This window comes from Pseudomonas sp. SIMBA_068 (assembly GCF_046534705.1).
Classification (GTDB): domain Bacteria; phylum Pseudomonadota; class Gammaproteobacteria; order Pseudomonadales; family Pseudomonadaceae; genus Aquipseudomonas; species Aquipseudomonas putida.
Genome location: NZ_JAWRYI010000007.1, coordinates 83584 through 100701 on the forward strand (window position 1 = coordinate 83584; position 17118 = coordinate 100701).

Sequence of the window (17118 nt, forward strand, 5' to 3'; positions counted from 1 at the left end):
TTACGCCGGTTGCGCCACGCCGGGCTTGCTGACTGCGCCCAGGCGCGGCACCTCGAAGCCATGGTCCAGGTCCAGTAGCGGGAACAGCAGGTCTGCCACCCGATGCGCCTCATCGATCAGCGGGAAGCCTGACAGGATGAATGCCGACGTGCCCTGGGCCTCGTATTCACGAATGCGTTCGGCGACCTGTTCGGCGCTGCCGACCAGGTAAGTGCCGGCTGCAGGGCCGAGGATGTTGAAACCGAACAGGCTGGGGCCCAGCCAGACGTTGGGGTAGATTTCCAGCTCGCGGGCTGTGGGCAGGCGCCCGGCGCGGAGGCTGTCGAGATTGCGCTGGATACGCGGGTCGTCGCTGACGTAGCTCTCGAAGGTTTGCCCGGCAGGCAACTGGCGTTCGATGGCCGCGCGCGCGGTGGCCAGCGAGGTGCGCTGCAACAGGCGCTGTGCATGGGCCCAGGCCTCTTCCTCGGTTTCGCGCACGATCACTTGCAGGCGGGTGCCGTAGGTCAGCTCACGGCCGATCTTCGCCGCCTCGGCCGCCACCCGGCGGAACTTGTCGCCGAGCTTTTGCGGGGTGTCGGCGAAGCTCAGGTACACGTCCAGCAACTGCACCGAATGGGCTACGCCCGGTGCGGAAGTACCGGCACCCCATAGCGGGATGCCGGGCTTTTGCTTGGGTGGGTGCCAACCGCCCAGCGGGTGATGGGCAGCGGCGGGTGCACGGGGTGACAGCTTGACGTAGCGGCCGTCGTAACCCGCCGTTTCGCCGGCGTAGAAGCTTTGAAAAGCGCGCCAGTACTCCAGGCTGAAGTCGTAGCGTTCATCGTGCGGGTAATGTACGCCCAGGGTAGCCAGGCCGGCGTCGTTGCCGTTGACCACGTTGAACAGCAGGCGGCCGTTGGAGAACTGGTCAAAGGTGAGCGCCCATTTGGCCAGCACCGCTGGCGACAGCTCGCCTGGGTGCTGGGCGACCAGAAAGCGCAGGCGCTTGGTGGCGTCGATCAGCGCTGCCGACACGGCCAGGCTTTCGTTGGGGCTGGAGCCGAGCAGCGAGCCGTAGTAGCCCAGGCGGTCCGCGGCGATGGCCAGTTGCTTGAGGTGTTCGAAATCGGTGTGCCAGCGGCCTTCGGGCTCCCAGGGGTAGGGGCCGTCGGGGGTGGTGAGGTACCAGAGGATTTTTACTGCCATGGGGCGGGTCCTTGCTTGGAGTGGTTGATCAGGCTGCCAACGCGGTCCTGTAGGAGCAGCCTTGTGCTGCGAAGAGGCCGGTACTACCGATGCAGATGCAGTGCCTGGACTGGCCCTTTCGCAGCACAAGGCTGCTCCTACAGAGTGCGTGGGCGGGCTGAAACGGGGTCAGTTGCGCCGATCGATGCCTGGCACCAAGCCCAGTTCGGTCGCACGGTCGTACAACCCGCTCATCTTCCACTGCTGGGTCAGCACCCCCGGCCCGTAAGGCCGCGACCCGCCCAGGGCATCGGCCAGCAACTGGATCTGCGCCCCCTCCTCCAGCAACAGGATGAACTCCGCCGTGGCCCGCAGCCCCTGCTTGCCCCACACCGTGGCGCCGCCGTTGGCTTCCAGGATTGCCAGGTTGAACGGGTTCTCGGCGATCTTGTCGAGGATGAAGTCCACCTCGGCCTGGCGCCGGTCGATGTACACCGGTAGCTCGCGGGCCAGTTGGTAGCGCTGCACCGGCACGTAGTGGAACGGCAAGGTGCGGTGGGTTTGCGCCCAGGCACCCAGGTAAGGGCTGTGCACGTGCGACACGGTGGTGACATCGGCGTGGGTCTGGAACAGCTTGGTGTAACGGCCCAAACCGCCTTTGCCCTTGCCGACGATGACGTTGCCGGCAAAGTCGGTGACGGTGGCCTGCAGCGGCTTGCGGTGGTTCCACGGCCCGCCGTAGTTCACCGACACCAGCAGCTCTTCACCCGGCACACGCTCGATGAAACCGACCGTGCCATTGGCGGTGATGGTGTTGGTTTCGCGAAAGACGCTGAAGGCCGCTTCGGCTTCGGCCACTACCTGGTCGATGAAGGCTTGCAGTTCGGCAGTGACGGGGCGTTCGTTGATCAGTACGGTCATGTTCAATCTCCGGTCAGGTCAGGCGCGGCGTTGGGCCAGCAGTTCATGGGCAGCTTGCAGAGGCCGCGGGTCGACCCAGTCGGCAATGTCGAAATCGGCTTCGAGGAAACCGTGCAGGTACAGGAAGTCTTTTTGTGTGCCGAGGAAGGCCAGGCGCTGTGCGGACAGGTCCGGCGCCAAGGTGGTGTGGAAGTCACCGCGGTAGGCCTCGGCCACGCCCTGGCTGCCCGCGCGGGTTTCGTCTTCGAGAATACGGTTGAGCGCGTCGCGGTTGCCGGCGGCCCATTCGGCGGCACGCAAGGTCTGGGCAAGGAAGCGCACCACCAGGTCGAAATGGTTGTCGAGCAGGCGCTGATGCACGGTGATCGGCCGGGGGGTGCCGTTGTTGATGCGGTGGCGCGGATCGGGCAGCAGGTCGAGGTCGACGCCGACCACCAGGCCCAGCCGGCGTGCGGCGTCGGCTGCTGCCGCGCCCTTCACGTACACGGCATCGACTTCACCGCGCGCCAGGTATTCCAGCCCCGACCATAGCCGCTGCAAGCCCAACGCCGGGGTGGCGGCACTGGCCTGGTCGAGCAAGGCCACTTCCACCAGTTGCACGTCATCTAGGTGCAGCCCCGCCGAGGCCAGGGCGCCTTTGTACCCATGAAGGCTCATGGCCCGGGCAATGCTGCCAGGCCGGCTGTCGCCCCAGGCCGGCAGCGCCAGGCGCTTGCCGCGCAAGTCGGCGGCGCTGCGGATACCGGAGTCCGGGCGGACCAGGATGGTTTGCCATTCCTCGATCCAGGTCAGGCCGATCAGCCGGCTGGGCGAACCGGCCGCACGTGCCGCCAGCGCTGGCACGTTGCCGCCCTCGCGAAACAGCCCGGGCAACTGGTGATCGTAGTGGTGATGGCCTAACTGGCGGGCCTCCTGCAGGGTCGAGACTGGCAAGCCATCGGCAGCGAATTCTTGCTCAAGCCAGCCGAGCTTGTAGGCCAGGCCTGAGGCGGTGGGCACCGGGCAACGCGTGAACCAGATGCGTTCGAGGGCGGATGGGTCGTCTGCCAGGCGTTTTGCTGTGGGGGTTGCGAAGGTCATGGGGTGGCTCCTTGGGCGTCGTCCAAGCACCATTGCAGTGTGCGTGCCAACCGCTGGAGGCCTTGATTTACCTGGGATTGGTTGTTTCGCCAGGTGGTTCGGTGCTTGGCTGGGAGCAGGATTGCGGGCGGGGTGCTGCCAGATCAGCAACATGACTGCTGCTGAGGCAGCAAAATGCTGTGGAAGCCGCGCAGGATGCGGTCTGAGGAGGGGTGGCAAAGATATTGCTCAGGAGGTTGGGACCGCAGCCTCTGTGGGAGCGGGCAAGCCCGCGAAACAGGCGCACTGGCCCTTCAGACAATCCGAGACCCCACCATGAGTGCCATAGAACCCTCCCCCGCCCGTCGGCTGACCAGCGAAGCCGACGCCATCGAAACCGCCCGACAGGTCGCCGCGCACATCGCCGGACTGGCCGCCGACCCGCGCAACAACGGTCAGCTCCCCCATCGCCAGGCCGAGCTGTTGTCCAGCAGCGGCCTGACCGCCATCGCGGTGCCCGCCCAGTTCGGCGGCCTCGGTGCCTCGGTGCAGACCGTGGTCGAAACCGTGCGCCTGGTCTCCACTGCCGACGGCGGTGTCGGCCAGTTGCTGCAAATTCACAACGTGATGCTGCGCGGCATTTTTACCGGCTACCCCGATGAAGTACGCGACCGGCTGATTGCCGACGTGCTCGCAGGCAAGCGCTTCGGCAACGCGCTGGCCGAAGTCGGCGGCAAGAACAAGTTCGCCCTCAAGACCCGCGTCGAGCGCCGCGCCGATGGCCAGTGGGTACTCAACGGCAGCAAGTTCTACTCCACAGGCTCCTACCTGGCCGAGTGGATCTCGCTGACCGCCGCCAGCGAAGACGGCGGCGTCGGCGTGCTGCTGCACCGCGACACCCCCGGGCTGACCCTGATCGATGACTGGCAAGCCTTCGGCCAGCAGAACTCGGTAAGCGGTACGGTAAATTTCGACAACATCGTGCTCGATGAGCGCTACCTGACCCGCCGTAGCGGGCCGATGAAACGCACCGGCCTGACCTTCCCGCAGATCCTCCACGCCGCCATCGACACCGGCATCGCCGCTGGCGCCTTGCAGGCGGCTGTCGAGTACCTGCGCGAGCATGCCCGGGCCTGGGTGGAGAGCGGCGTAGAGCGCGCCAGTGACGAGCCGCATGTCATTCGCCAGATCGGTGAGTATGCCGTGGCGCTGCGCGGTGCAGAGTCGGTGCTGCGCGAGGCGGCGCGGGTGTTCGACGAACACGAGCGCGACCCGGAGAACAAGGCGTTGCAGGATGAGCTGATCTTGTCGGTAGCTACCGCCCGTGCGCATTCCGATGCTGCATCGCTGAAGATTTCCAGTGACTTGTTCTCGTTGCTGGGGGCCAGCGCTTCGCTGAGCAAGTGGAACCTCGACCGCTTCTGGCGCAATGCCCGGGTGCACACCACCCACGACCCGATCCGCTGGCGGCTGCATAACGTGGGCAACTACTACCTGAACGGGGCAGACCCAGGGGAGTACACGGCGGTGCTTAATGCCAAGGAGAGCCAGGGCGCTACCCGCCGTTGAATCCATTTGGGGCCGAGGGGCGCGTCGCGCCCCATTCGCGGCACAAGGCCGCTCCTACAAGGGCGGTGTCGCATTCTGATCGAGCATCTACATGAACCACCCGCTTCTTCGGGCATTGGCCATCTACCGCGAAATGCCTTGGCGCTTTGCTCTGGTCGCTGCCTTGTACATTGCCGGCAACCTCGGCCTGGCCTGGCAACAGTGGCTGATCGGCCATGCGGTCGATGATGTCAGCGCCGGCCGCGCCGTGCTGCGCCTGGCCGACAGCAGCCTGGACGCCAGCGTGGCCTGGCACTGGTTGTGGCTGCTGCTGGCCATCGCCCTGGGCCGCGGCCTGCTGCAATACGCCGCCGCCGTGCTGTCGCTGGTACTAAGCCAGGCCCTGCTCACGCGCCTGCGTGAGCGCATCCTCAGCCAGGTGCAGCGCTTGCATCTGGGCTATCACTGGCACCACGGCATGGGCGAACTGGTCACCCGCACCACCCGCGATGCCGACAAGGTGCGCGACGCGCTGATCACCTTCTGGCGGCAGATCATCGAAACCCCGCTGGTGGTAATCGTTGCGGTGGGCCTGTTGAGTTGGTACGACCCGCTGCTGGGGCTGGTACCACTGCTGCTGACCGGCGCCGGGCTATGGCTGTTCGTGGTGCAGACCGATCGCCTGGTCACCCTCGACCGTGCCGTGGGCGCCGCCTATGACCAGGTCAGCCAGGACCTCGCCGAAGGCATCGGGGGTGTGCGGGTAATCAAGGCATTTGGCCTGGAACAGCAGCGCATTGCCCGCTTCGCCCGACAAGTCGAGGTGTTCACCGGCCATGCCCGCGCTGCCCTTGCCTACGCCAGCTCGCGAATTCCGCTGCCGCAGGCGGTGGTGGCGCTGGGGCATGTGTGGATCCTGGTGTACGGTGCCCATCGCGTGGCGGCCGGCGCGCTGGGTATCGGTGAGCTGGTCACTTCGCTGCTGGTGGCCACCACGCTGGTGTTCCGCATCGAAGGCATTGGCCGGGTGATGCAGACTTTCGCCGATGCCCGCGCCAGTGCCGAACGCATCTGGCAGCTGCTGGACGAACGCCCGGCCATCGTCGGCGGCCATGCCACCCTGCCCGAAGGGCCGTTGGGGCTGAAGCTGAACCAGGTGCAAGTTAGTGCAGCAGAAGCTGGCCGGCCTATCCTGCAAGATTGCTCGCTGACCCTGCTGCCCGGTGAGGTGGTGGCGCTGGTCGGCGCCACAGGCACGGGTAAAAGCCTGCTGGCCAGCCTGCTGCCACGTTTGGCCGATGTACAGCACGGCAGCGTCCAGGTCGGCAGCGATACTGCAGGTTGGCACGACGTGCGTGACCTCGACCTGGCCGACCTGCGCCGCCGCGTGCAAGTGCTGCCCCAGGAGAGCTTTCTGTTCTCCGACAGCCTGGCGGCCAACCTGCGCCTGGCGGCAGCGCAAGCCAGCGACGCCCAGTTGCGTGAAGGTATGCGCCTGGCCGCCGCTGAGGACGTGCTGGAACGCCTGCCCCACGGCCTCGACACGCCGCTGGGCGACCGCGGCGTGACCCTGTCCGGCGGCCAGCGCCAGCGCCTGTGCCTGGCCCGGGCGCTGCTGGGCGCACCGGACATCCTCTGCCTCGACGACGCCACCAGCGCCCTGGATGCCCTGGGCGAACGCCAAGTGCTGCACAACATCCGCCGCCTGCACAGCGCCAGCGGCCAAGGCCCGACCTTGCTGCTGATCACCAGTCGCCTCTCCACCCTGCTGCTGGCCGACCGCGTGCTGATGCTGGAAAACGGCCGCATCACTGCCAACGGCAGCCATGCCGAGCTGTGCACGAACAACGCCCATTACCGCGACTTGCTGGGGATCGACCATGACTGATGCGCAGCACACCCCCGCCAGCGATATCGACATCGAACAACGCCTGGCCCGCCAGGCGCTGGACCGGGGCATGTTCCACCGCTTGCTGCCGCTGTTGCAGACCATTCGCGGGCAGATCCTTGCCGTGATCGGCATCGAGCTGCTGCTGGTATTTACCGTGTTCCTGCGCCCGTGGTTCGTGCGGGAACTGCTGGACAAGGGCCTGGTGCCCAGCGCCGACCACTGGCTGCTCGACGAGCGCCTGGTACTGTGGTTGGGCCTGGGGCTGGCCGCGAGCTGGCTGGGGCGCTTTCTGCTGGCCGGGGTGTCACAGTTCATTGCCGGGCGCGCAGCGATCGGCGTGCTCAACGCCTTACGGGTGAAAGTGTTCGCCCATGTGCAGGCGCTGTCGGTGAGCTACTTCGACCAGACCCGCGCCGGGCGCATCATTTCCCGTGCCGACCGGGACGTGGATGCGCTGGAGCCCTTGCTGGTGCAGGGCCCGCCCGAGCTGCTCGGCGCCTTGCTGCGCTGCGGCCTGGCAGCGGTAATGCTGTGGCGCATCGACCCCAGCTTCTTCTACAGCCTGGCTGCCACGGTACCGTTGCTGGTCGTGGCCACCTGGCGCTTCAAACGGGTTTCGCAGCGCAATTGGGCCAAGGTGGCCGAGCAGCGCAGCCGCTTCACCGCACACCTGGTGGAAAGTGTGAGCGGGGTGCGGCTGATCCAACAGTGCGGGCAAGAGCAGACCAACCAGGCACGTTACCGACGCCTGCTGGAAGACTTCAACCAGGCGCTGATCCGCGGCAGCCTGCGCGCCGGCTGGTTCGCCCCGTTTACCGCATTGCTCAGCACCGCCGGCATGGCCGTACTGTTGCTGGTGGGTGCTCATGGCCTGGCCGAGGGTAAGGTCAGCGTGGGCCAGGTGGCCGAGAGCCTGTTCTACGTGTTCCTGTTCCTTGGGCCACTGCAAGAGCTGTCGGACCTGTTCGAGCGCTACGCCACCGGCAGCGCTTCAGCCCAGCGCATTTTCCTGCTGCTCGACACCCGCCCACAAGTGCTCGACCCGCCAGCACCACACGCCCTGACCAAGGCGCGCGGCCAAGTGGACTTCGACGCGGTCGGCTTTGCCTATACCCCGAACAGCTCGCGCCCAGTGATCGACGGGCTCGACCTGCATATCCGCGCTGGTGAAGTGCTGGCCATCGTCGGCCCTTCCGGGCACGGCAAGAGCACCCTGGTGCAGTTACTGACGCGCTTCTACGAAGTGCAGCACGGCGCCGTGAAGCTGGACGGCATCGACCTGCGTGCGCTGGCCCAGCATGACTTGCGGCGCAACGTGGGCGTGGTGCTGCAGGACAACGTGCTGTTCAGCGGCAGCATCCTCGACAACCTGCGCCTGGCCGCGCCATCTGCCGACGATGCACAACTGGTGGCCGCAGCCCGTGAGCTGGGTGCCGACGAGGTGCTGGAGCGCCTGCCGCAGCGCTACGAAACCGAAGTCGGCCCACTGGGCGCGCACCTGAGCCATGGCCAGCGCCAGTTGGTGTGCCTGGTGCGGGCCTACCTGGCCGACCCGGCGGTGCTGGTGCTGGACGAAGCCACCTCGGCAGTGGACGTGCACACCGAGCGACGTATCCAGCGCGCGCTGCGCAGGCTGTGCCAGGGGCGCACGGCAATCATCATCGCCCACCGCCTGGCGACCATTCGCGATGCCGACCGGATTGCCGTGGTGAAGCATGGGCGGGTGGTGGAGCAAGGGGCGCATGCCGATCTGATCGGGCGTAATGGCGCCTATGCGGCGCTGTACGACGCGTACCTGCGCAGTGCTGGAGAGGTTGTAACCGAGGGGATCGAAGTCTGACTTGCCGGCCTCTTCGCGGGTAAACCCGCGAAGAGGCCGGGCCTGTTCATGCTGCTACCCCAGCATCCATTGCTGCCGCACTGCTGCCACAGCAGCAGCCCTCTCCCCGTCTACTCCTCAAACCCCCGCCCTACAGGCCACGCGCCACGCATGGCACAGCCGTTGCACCGCCGTCCCCATCCGCACAACCTCCCCCTTCAGGAGCCCCCATGACCACCGAATTCTTCTGGCGCCTGCCCTTGGGCACCGATGGCCCACAGCTGTCCACCGACCGCCACAACCGCGGCAACCCCGCGCACCGCCCCGGCAACATCGCCCCCGGCCGTCTGCCCGATGGCCAGGCCGATGGTTTCACCTACATCGACTACATCGCCCAGGTGGCCAAGGCCGCCGAGCTGGCCGGGTTCGAAGGCGCGCTGCTGCCCACCGGCCCGGAGCCTTGGATCGCGGCCGCCGCGCTGGCCCGCGAAACCCGGCGCATCCGCTTCCTGATCGCTTTCCAGGCCACCTGGACCCTGCCCGCCTACGCCGCCCAGCAGGCGGCAATCCTGCAGAACCTCAGCGGTGGCCGGCTGGACTGGAACATCATCACCGGCGGCAACCCGGCCAGCCAACGGTCCAATGGCGACTTCCTGGAGCATGACCTGCGCTACAAGCGCACCGGCGAATTCCTCGACGTGATCCAGGGCCTATGGACACAGGAAAAGTTCTCCTACGAAGGCGATATCTACCGCCTGGAAAACGGCAGCCTGCCGCCGGGCCTGCAACACGAACGCAAACCGGGCGTGTACTTTTCCGGTTTTTCCGACGCGGCGCTAGACGTGGCTGCGCGGCATGCCGATGTGTACCTGAACTGGGCCGAGCCGATCGACAAGCTCAAGCCGCATATCGAACGCGTGCGCGAACTGGCCGACAAACAGGGCCGCACGGTGCGTTTCGGCCTGCGTGTCGACCTGTTCGCCCGCGAGACCGAGGAGCAAGCCTGGCGCGAGCTGCGCCAGCAGTTCGAGCGCCTGGAAGGCAAGGCCAGCGCCAGCGCCAAGGGCTTCGTGACCGGCTCGGACTCTGTCGGCGGTGCACGCCAGGCAGCCTACCACCAAGGCTTGCAGGGCTTCGACGAACTGATCCTGGCACGCAACCTGTGGGCCGGCTTCGCCAAGGCCAAGCCCGGCCCCACCGTGGGTCTGGTGGGTAGCCATCAGAACATCGCCGAACGCCTGGCCGAATACCGCGATGCCGGTTTCAGCACCTTCATCCTCGCCGCCAACCCGCACCTGGAAGAGGCCCTGCGCATCGGCCAGGAAGTGTTGCCGCTGGTGCAGCAGGCTGCCACCACCACCCCTTTGCAGGCCAGCGCCTGAGCCGACCGGAGCTGAACATGAGCCAACCCCTCGATACCCTGTGGTACACCCGTTGTCCGGTGCCCACCGGCCTGGGCATCGCCGTGCAGCAAGGCTGGCTGCAGGAAGACCTGGCCGGCATCGGCACCCAGGTGCAGTCCCTGCGTGAAGCCGACCAGCAGGCGGTGCGCGAATCGCACTTCGACCACAGCCTGCTCAATTCGGTACGCCACGGCGGCAGCATCCCGGCCATCTGGGCCCGCGCCCAGGGCCGCGACACCCGGGTGATCGGCCTGTCGTGGGCCGATGAGGCGCAGTTGATACTGACCCGCCAAGACAGCGGCATCTACACCGTAAAAGACCTCAAGGGCCGCCGCTTCGGCCTGCCCGACTGGGCCGCCGCACAGATCGACTTCACCCGCGCGCAAGCCCTGCGCGGGCTGGAAAACGCCCTCAAGCTCGCAGGGCTGCAAGTGGGCGACGTGGACCTGGTCAACTACCGCTACGACGGCACATTCAGCGACCGCCCGGTGCGCAACGTGGCCGGCACGCCGGTGTCCAGCACCCAGAGCGAAGGCCGCAACCTGGAGCTGGCCGGCCTGCTGCGCGGCGAGGTCGATGCAATCTTCCTCAAGGGCGCCAGCGCCGTGCAACTGGCCCACGCCTTTGCCCTGCACACGGTGATCGACACCGGCAGCCACCCCGACCCGCTGATCCGCAGCAACAACGGCACGCCACGCACCCTGGCGGTAGACAGCCACCTGCTGGCGCAGCACCCGCAAGTGGTGCGCACCCTGCTCGGCTCGGTGCTGCGCGCCGAACGCTGGGCCCACCAGCACGCCGACGAAACCCGCCGCTACCTGGCGCGGGAAACCAACAGCAGCGAGTACTGGGTGCAAGTGGCTTACGGCACCGACGCCCACCTGCGCCTGAGCACGCGCCTGGACGAACAGGCCATCGATGCCTTGCAGGACTTTGTCGAGTTCCTCAAGCGCTGGCGCTTCATCCCAGCGCGCTTCGAGGTGCGCGACTGGATCACTCGCCAACCACTGGACCAACTGCTGGCCCCCCTCCACATGGACAGGAAACCCGTTACCCCATGACCAAGCCCCTGGAAACGCTCTGGTACACCCACAGCCCCGTGCCCACCGGCCTCGGCATCGCCGTGCAGTCGGGGCGGCTGGCCGAGGCCTTCACGCCGTTTGGCACCAATATCCAGTCGCTGCGCGAGTCCAGCGAACGCGAGGTGCGCGAAGCCCACTACGACCATCACCTGCAGAACTCGGTGCGCCACGGCGGTAACATCCCGGCAATCTGGGCCTACGCCAGCGGCGTCGAGACCCGCGTGCTGGGGCTGTCGTGGAGTGATGAGGTGCAGTTGATCCTCACCACCGAAGAAAGCGGCGTACGCAGCATTCGCGACCTGAAGAACCGCCGTTTCGGCATACCCAAGTGGGCCAACGTCCAGATCGACTTCACCCGTGCCCAGGCCCTGCGCGGGCTGGAAAACGCCCTGAAGCTCGAAGGCCTGGCGGTGGCCGATGTGGAGCTGGTCGACTACCCCTACGGCGGCACCTACAGCGACGACGCCAAGCAGCACCTGTACGGTGCCGAAGTGAGCCTGGACACCAGCCGCTTCAGCCGCCGCAACAATGAGCTGATCGGCCTGCTGCGGGGCGATATCGACGCCATCTTCCTGAAGGGTGCGCACGCGGTGCACCTGGCCCATGAGTTCGGCCTGCGCGTGGTGGTCGATACCGGCAGCCACCCCGACCCGCTGATCCGCAGCAACAATGGCACCCCGCGCACGCTGACCGTGGACCGGCATTTGCTGGAAAACCACTTCGATGCCAGCCGTACGCTGGTCGACACGGTGCTGCGCACCGAGCAATGGGCCTGGGCCAACCCGGAAGACACTCGGCGCTTTTTGGCGCGCGAACTGAACACCAGCGAGTACTGGGTGGCAGCGGCCTATGGCGACGACGCGCACCGGCGCTTGCGCACCACTCTGGACAGCCGCTCGATCGAGGCGCTGCAGGACTTTACCGAGTTCCTGTTCAGGTGGGGGTTCATACCGCGGCGCTTCGATGTAAGGGAGTGGATTGATTTTCGTGTGCTTGAAAGCGTGATCGGGTCGACTTCGCGGTTGGCGGTTTGAGATTTTTGGGGCTGCTGCGCAGCCCTTTCGCGGCACAAGGCCGCTCCTACAAGGGCCTGGCTTACGCTGAACAATTGTAGGAGCGGCCTTGTGCCGCGAAAGGGCCGCAAAGCGGCCCCAACAATCTCAGCCCCACCACTGCTGCCCCAGCAGCACCCGCCCAGCACCCCACTGCTGCCCAATCTGCAACACCCTCTCAAAAATCTAATAAAATCCTTATATTTCAATGATTTGACAACATGGCACAGTCCCTGCTCTAGCTCTCCCCAACAACGCTTTACATACGGGGAGATCCACCATGCACCAGCTCAATCCACTCGCCCGCCAGATCAGCCTCGCGCTGCTGCTGGCCGGTACCGGCAGCCAGGCCATCGCCGCCAACGAAGTCAATAAAACCGAACCGGCCCTGGAAACCGTCACGGTCACCGCCCAGCACCGCGAGCAGACCTTGCAGGAAGTCCCGGTGGCCGTGTCGGCCATCAAAGGCACCAGCATCACCGCCGATGGCGTGCGCTCGATGGGCGACATCACCACCTTCGTGCCCAACGCCTCGGCCAAGAACCCCGACGGCGACGGCCGCCCGCGTTGGTACATCCGCGGCCTGGGCACCGGCGACACAGGCGCGGCAACGGTCTTCCCGGTGGGCATCTACGCCGATGACGTCTACCTAAACGCCCCCATCGCAGGCGGTGGGCCGCTGTTTGACCTGGAGCGCATCGAAATACTGCGTGGGCCCCAAGGCACCCTGTATGGCAAGAACACCACTGCCGGTGCAGTGAACGTGATCTCGAAGAAGCCCACCTTCGACACCGACGGTTATGGCACTGTCGGCTTTGGCAGCAAGAACGAACGCATCGTCACCGGCGCCATCGGCGGCGCGCTCGTGGACGAAAAACTGGCCGGGCGAGTGGCGCTGTATTCCGAGGAGCGTGACGGCTTCCAGAACAACGACTTCAACGGCAACACCTATGGCGATGTGAACAAGAAAGCCATCCGCCTGCAGTTCCTGGGCCAGCTCAACCCCGACCTGGACGCCCTGCTCAAGGTCCACAGCCGCCAGTTCAAGGGCGACGGCAGCAATGGTTCGCTGCCCGTGGGCCGCTACTACAACGTCGGCTACGAACGCCCGCATGGCCGCGACATCTCGCTGAACGTCAACGAAGACTACCGCCTGGACCACGACGGCGCCTCGCTGACGTTCAACTACTACCTGGGCGACTACACGCTGACCTCGATCAGCGCCTACGACTACATCCGCAACCGCTCCACCAGCGACGCCGACTACACCCCCTACGAGGTCAACGGCGCGTCGATCACCGACAACAGCTACCGCCAATGGTCGCAGGAGTTTCGCCTGGCCTCGCCGGAAGACCGCCCGCTGCACTGGCTGCTGGGTGCGCACTACTTCCACGAAGACCTCGACAGCTCGGCACAGCGGGTGGTCACCCCCGGGCCGACGCCAAACGGTACCGGCTCGAATCAGGTGGGCACCACGGCTTTCCGCGACATGGGCTTTGACCACCGCACCGACAGCTACGCGCTGTTTGGCAACCTGACCTACGACTTCACCGATGACTTCAGCGTCACCGGTGGCCTGCGCTGGACCCAGGAGAAAAAGGACATCGACCTGGACCTGGTGCAGCTTACCCGCGCCACCGCCAACGGTCCGCTGGTCCCGCTGGGTGGCGTGGGCACCAACGGCAATCGCCAGGAAGACAAGACCTGGGAGGCCTGGACCTACGACCTGACGCCCGAGTACCGCATCAACGACAACCTGCGGGTGTTCTTCCGCTACGCCCACGGCTTCCGCTCGGGCGGCTTCAACACCGGGCTGTCGACCAGCCTGGCGCAACTGACCACGGTCGACCCGGAAGAGCTGGATGCCTATGAGCTGGGGCTGAAGTCGGAGTGGTTCGACCGCCGCCTTACCGTCAACGCCAACCTCTTCTACTACGACTACTCCGACATCCAGGTGAACCTGCTGACGGTGAACAATGGCGTGCTCACCACCGCACTGACCAACGGCGCCAAGGGCAAGGTCAAGGGGACGGAGCTGGAGATCGAAGGCCAGCCGACCGAGCGCCTGCACCTGCGCGCGGCGGTGTCGTTCCTTGACACCGAATACACCGACTTCAAGAACACCAACCCCACCACTGGCGCGGTAACCGGCGACTACAGCGGCAACAGCTTCGTGCGTTCGCCGCGCAACGTGGTGTCGCTGGGTGCCGACTACACCATTGCGCTGGAAGTGGGCGGCAAGCTGGTGGCAGGGGGGGACGTGAGCTTCCGTGACAAGGAGTACTTCCTGGCCGACCGCCAGAGCAGCGCCGACGAAACCCTCAGCCAGCCCCACTACACGTTGGCCAACGCCCGCCTGAGCTGGTTCAGCCACGACGAAAAGCTGAGCGTGACCGGTTTCGTCAACAACCTCACCGACCGCCGCTACCAGGTGCACGGCCGGCCCAACGGTACCGCCGGGCAGTACGTGATCACCTACGGCGACCCGCGCACCGTCGGGTTCAGCGTTACCAGCCGGTTCTAGGTTGCCCTTTCGGCCTTATCGCCGGCACTGCCAATACATCATTCAGCAGGAACACCCCATGCCCCACCACACCCCCTTGGCCAGCGCCATCGCTTTGGCCATCGCCGGCCTGTCCATGCCCGCATTCGCCGCCGAACCCGCCGACCGCCTCGACACCGTGGTTGTGGTCGGCACCCACCGCAGCGACGTCACCGCCCTGCAAAGCGCCGCGCCGGTCGATGTGCTGAGCGGTGAAAAACTCCAGGAAACCGGCGCCAGCGACCTGTCCGCGGCACTCACTGCGCTTTCGCCTTCGTTCAGCTTCCCGCAGTCGCCCCAGGGCGCCTTTGCCGGTTCGATTGCCCAGGGCGCCTCGCTGCGCGGCCTGGCCTCCGACCAGGTGCTGGTGCTGGTGAACGGCAAGCGCCGCCACACCAGCGCCAACGTCACCCGCCAGGGCCTGGTCAACGCCCGTGGCGCGGCAGCCGTGGACCTCAGCCTGATCCCGCTGTCGGCCATTGAACGGGTAGAAATCCTGCGCGATGGTGCGGCCGCCCAGTACGGCTCGGACGCCATTGCCGGGGTGATCAACATCGTGCTCAAGGAGCGCGACGAAGGCGGTAACGCCGGCTACCGCTTCGGCGGCTACAAGAAAGGCGACGGCCTGCAGCGCAAGCTCAGCGGCTGGAAGGGCTTTGCACTGCCCAACGACGGCTTCCTGACCCTGGCCTTCGACGCCGGCAGCCAAGACCCCGCCAGCGATACCCGCGACGACAACCGCCTGTTCTACCCCGGTTCCACCAGCATCGACACCGCGCGCGAGCAGAACAACCGTTACCGCAACTGGCGCTGGGGTTCGGGCAATGTCTCGGACCAGTACAACTTCACCGCCAACGCCGAGATGGGTTTGAGCGAGGGGCTAAGTGCCTACGGTTTTGCCACCTATGCGCACAAAAATACGGATGCCGAGAACTTCTTCGACCCGCCCACCACATTGCGCAACAACTACGGCAGCGTAGCCCTGGCGCGCTACCCGGACGGCCGTCTACCGGTCACCCGCTACGGCCTGGAAGACTTTGCCGTCACCGGTGGCCTGCGCTTCGAGGACCAGGCCCTGGGCAAATTCGACTTGGCGCTGAACTACGGCAATAACCGCGTCGACTCCACCGACCGCGACGCCATCAACCCCAGCTGGGGCACCGCCAGCCCGTCGACCATCTACACCGGTCGCCGCGAAGCCGACCAGACCAACCTGACCCTGGACTGGACCCGCGACTTCGCCAACGACTGGCTGTTCAAGCCGCTGACCGTTTCCGCCGGGCTGGCCTGGCGCCAGGAAAACTACGACCTCAGCGAAGGTGACGCCGCCGGCTGGTCAAACGGGCCGCTGTTCAACACCATCGACCCTGTCTCCGGCAGGCGCATACCCGGTTACTACTCGGGCATCACCCAGGTCGATGCCGTGTCGCTGGACCGCCGCGTGATCGGTGCCTACTTTGATGTCGAAGCCCAGCTGAGCGAAAAGTTGCAGGCCGGCGTGGCCGTGCGCAGCGAGCACTATTCGGACTTCGGCGACACCACCAATGGCAAGTTGTCGTTGCGCTACGACTTCACCCCGCAGATTGCGGCGCGCGCCAGCGCCAGTACCGGCTACCGTGCGCCTTCGCTGGTGCAGAGCGGGTTATCGTCGTTTAGCGTACAGGTGGTGGAACAGCCCCCAGGCAGTGGCAACTGGGTCGAGGTGCAGCAACGCACCCTGCGTGCCGACAGCCCGGAAGCGGCCCTGCTTGGCGGCAAGGCGCTGAAACCTGAAGAATCGACCAACTTCTCCGTGGGCCTGGTCTGGCGGCCATTGCCCAACGCCTCGGTCACACTCGACGCCTATCGTATCGACATCGACAACCGCATCACCCTGTCCGACCAATTACCTGCATCGGTAGTGGGTCCGATCTTCGCCGGTACCCCTTACGCCAACATCCAGAGCGCGGCGTTCTACACCAACATTGCCGACACACGCACCGATGGCTTCGAGTTGGCCGGCCATTACCAGCTGGATGCAGGCCACTGGGGGCGCGTGGACTTCAACGGTGGCTACGCGCGCAACAACACCCGTATAACCGGACTGGATGATGTGGGCGGCATCCCTGGCAGCCAGATCATCGGCCGCAACACTCAGGGGCTGATCGAAGACGGCACCCCCGAGGACAAGCTGACCCTCAGTGCCAACTGGCTGTATGACGGCTGGAGCGTCACCGTCGCCCAGCGCCGGTATGGGGAATGGAAGAACCGCAACGCCGCCAACCCGACGCTGGACCAGACCTTCAGCCCGCAATGGGTGACCGACCTGGACGTGTCGTACCGCTTCGACCTGGGCCTGACCTTGTCGGCGGGCGCGATCAACCTGTTCGACAGCCACCCGGACAAGCTCGAGGGCGCACAGTTGTACGGCGTGCCCAAATACTCCATCACCAGCCCGGAAGGGGCGCAGGGGGCGTTCTACTACACCAGCGTGAGTTACGACTTCTAAGCTGAAACCGGGTTGCCTTCTTCGCGGGCTTGCCCGCTCCCACAGGTCCTGCACAGGTTCGCAGACAGGTGCCATCCTGTGGGAGCGGGCAAGCCCGCGAAGAAGCCAGCACCGGTGCTGCTGACTGACTGCTGCTCTGGCAGCAC

Annotated in this window: 11 protein-coding genes; 8 read left to right on the forward strand and 3 right to left on the reverse strand. The window is 65.9% G+C overall.

Annotated features, from left to right (window positions below):
• The 3 genes from SB756_RS17235 to SB756_RS17245 form a co-directional block, all read right to left on the reverse strand.
• A complete protein-coding gene (locus SB756_RS17235; RefSeq protein WP_410911216.1) occupies window positions 1-1188 on the reverse strand; it encodes an LLM class flavin-dependent oxidoreductase in 1188 nt (395 codons plus the stop codon).
• Between the two features lie 168 nt (window positions 1189-1356).
• Window positions 1357-2088 carry a class II aldolase/adducin family protein gene (locus tag SB756_RS17240; protein ID WP_341798272.1) on the reverse strand — a complete coding sequence of 244 codons (732 nt, stop codon included), beginning with the start codon at window positions 2086-2088 and terminating at the stop codon, window positions 1357-1359.
• Window positions 2089-2106: 18 nt separating this feature from the next.
• Window positions 2107-3168: an ABC transporter substrate-binding protein gene (locus SB756_RS17245; RefSeq protein ID WP_341798271.1), complete on the reverse strand. Its 1062-nt coding sequence runs from the start codon at window positions 3166-3168 to the stop codon at window positions 2107-2109.
• A gap of 315 nt (window positions 3169-3483) precedes the next feature.
• On the opposite strand from SB756_RS17245, the gene SB756_RS17250 reads away from it, so the two are divergent.
• The 8 genes from SB756_RS17250 to SB756_RS17285 all read left to right on the forward strand — a co-directional run bounded on the left by SB756_RS17250 (window position 3484) and on the right by SB756_RS17285 (window position 16972).
• The gene (locus SB756_RS17250) at window positions 3484-4716 is read left to right on the forward strand and encodes an acyl-CoA dehydrogenase family protein (protein ID WP_341798270.1); all 1233 of its coding nucleotides are present in this window, start codon (window positions 3484-3486) and stop codon (window positions 4714-4716) included.
• A 91-nt stretch (window positions 4717-4807) separates the two neighbouring features.
• Entirely contained in the window at window positions 4808-6583 is a 1776-nt protein-coding gene (locus tag SB756_RS17255) for an ABC transporter ATP-binding protein (protein WP_341798269.1), read from the forward strand.
• Window positions 6576-8426 (forward strand): ABC transporter ATP-binding protein, encoded by a 1851-nt coding sequence (locus SB756_RS17260; RefSeq protein WP_410911217.1) that lies wholly within the window; start codon window positions 6576-6578, stop codon window positions 8424-8426. Before SB756_RS17255 ends, SB756_RS17260 begins: the two co-directional genes overlap by 8 nt.
• A 209-nt stretch (window positions 8427-8635) precedes the next feature.
• Entirely contained in the window at window positions 8636-9787 is a 1152-nt protein-coding gene (locus tag SB756_RS17265) for an LLM class flavin-dependent oxidoreductase (protein WP_410911218.1), read from the forward strand.
• A 17-nt stretch (window positions 9788-9804) separates the two neighbouring features.
• Window positions 9805-10869 (forward strand): ABC transporter substrate-binding protein, encoded by a 1065-nt coding sequence (locus tag SB756_RS17270; protein ID WP_410911219.1) that lies wholly within the window; start codon window positions 9805-9807, stop codon window positions 10867-10869.
• Complete coding sequence (locus tag SB756_RS17275; protein WP_341798265.1) at window positions 10866-11924, forward strand: ABC transporter substrate-binding protein; 1059 nt, start codon at window positions 10866-10868, stop codon at window positions 11922-11924. The genes SB756_RS17270 and SB756_RS17275 overlap by 4 nt, the downstream gene beginning before the upstream one ends.
• A gap of 298 nt (window positions 11925-12222) precedes the next feature.
• On the forward strand, window positions 12223-14466 hold the full coding sequence (locus SB756_RS17280; RefSeq protein ID WP_410911220.1) for a TonB-dependent receptor: 2244 nt from the start codon (window positions 12223-12225) through the stop codon (window positions 14464-14466).
• Between the two features lie 58 nt (window positions 14467-14524).
• Window positions 14525-16972 (forward strand): TonB-dependent receptor plug domain-containing protein, encoded by a 2448-nt coding sequence (locus SB756_RS17285; RefSeq protein WP_410911221.1) that lies wholly within the window; start codon window positions 14525-14527, stop codon window positions 16970-16972.
• Window positions 16973-17118: the final 146 nt, after the last annotated feature.